Here is a 1440-nt window from a genome sequence, read left to right as displayed (position 1 = left end):
ATGGCGTTCCAGGGGGACTGGCCATGCAAGCGAGCGGTTCCGGTGACGGATCGGTAACCGGCATGAATGCCGGGCCCCCAGGTTGATCGGAAGCCGTTGGTGACCTTGCGGAAGATGACGGAAGGTCGGATTTCCCGTTCGCTGCCGTTGTTGGTTGGGGGGACGCGGCGGTCGTCGAGGAAGACAAAGAACTTGCCGCGCCACGCTTTGATCTGGCGTTGCAGGTCGCGGCCGGCGGGATGGGCGGCGGGAACGCCGAGCAGGGCATCGAGGCCGCGGTCGGCCCTGGCGGCGTAGGCTTTGAGCGTGCTATCCTTCAAGGTGGGGCGTCGCTTGCCGATGCGGATGGCCCAGCGCAGATGGTCACGGATTTTGGGGGCGGTGACGGTGTCGCCGCAGTCGATGGCGTACTGGACATCGCGCAGGACATGGGCGAGGCAGACCTGGTGGGCGCGGGCGAGTTCCTGCTGCCCGGCATAGCGATCCGACACCCAGACCTCGGGCCGATGATCGCCGAGAAGCTGGGCTGCCACGCTCCGGGCCCGGCTGGGGACAATGTCGTGCAGCACCGCCTTGTCGGAATGGAAGACCCATTGCCACTGGGTGACGCCGTTCACCCGCGTGGTGGTTTCATCGGACGCGATGACCGGCGCCGTCAGCAGCCTGGCCTTGATCGCCGCGCGAGCCGTGTCGAACGTTGCCCCCATCCGCCGGAAGCTGTTGGCGATGGCGCCTTCGGAGATGGTCAGCCCGAACAGTTCCTTCAGCATCCGCGACAGACGCTCGAAGCCGACGTGATGGCTGTGGTGAAGGTAGGCGAGCAGCGAGCGGATCCCCGGCCCGAACGGCGTGCCCGGCGGCATCATGGCCGGAGCTTCGGCCCGGTAGCGCCGCCCGCAGTCGCCGCAGCGCCCACCGAACAGTTCCACCCGCGTCACCACCGGGCGGATGACGGGAAGGTCGATGTGGTCGTAGCGGTGTCGGCAGCGCTGGGGCAGCCCTGAGGCCGCCATCCCGCAATGGGGGCAGATCGCGGCCAGGCACCGTTCCGTCTTGTCCGGCTCCTCGGCCAGCGGGCGCGATACGCCAGAACGGGACAGGCGCGGCTTGTGCCGGCGCTTGGCCACCGCCTTCGAGCCGGGGCGGCCGGGGCGGCCGGGGCGGCCGGGGCGGCCGGGGCGGCCGGGGCGGCCGGGGCGGCCGGGACCGTCCTGCGACGGCGGAGTGTGGGAATTCAACGAATTCTTGCGCGGCTTGCCGACCAGCGCCTCCAGTTCCTTGATCCGCGCGGCCAAGCGCTCGATCAACGCCGCCTGCTCCAAAAGCAGGGCGTCCTTCTCGGCTTCACTCAGACGGTAGCGCGACCGCTCTTCCATCCGAACGTTGACTCATATCCAACGAGCGCGCGCAACTCATTTCGCCAGCCCCGTGAGCAGTTAC

At 68.8% G+C, this 1440-nt stretch carries 1 protein-coding gene; it reads right to left on the bottom strand.

What is annotated here, in order from left to right; genetic code table 11:
- Window positions 1-1376, bottom strand: a 1376-nt coding sequence (gene tnpC, locus ACM9LZ_RS25795; RefSeq protein ID WP_416622364.1) for an IS66 family transposase, incomplete at its 3' end; no start/stop codon positions are given.
- Window positions 1377-1440 lie beyond the last annotated feature (64 nt).

The organism is Niveispirillum fermenti (genome assembly GCF_048066175.1).
Classification (GTDB): domain Bacteria; phylum Pseudomonadota; class Alphaproteobacteria; order Azospirillales; family Azospirillaceae; genus Niveispirillum; species Niveispirillum fermenti.
The sequence above is the reverse complement of the archived record's forward strand: the minus strand, read 5'-3'. Positions and strand labels throughout refer to the sequence as shown.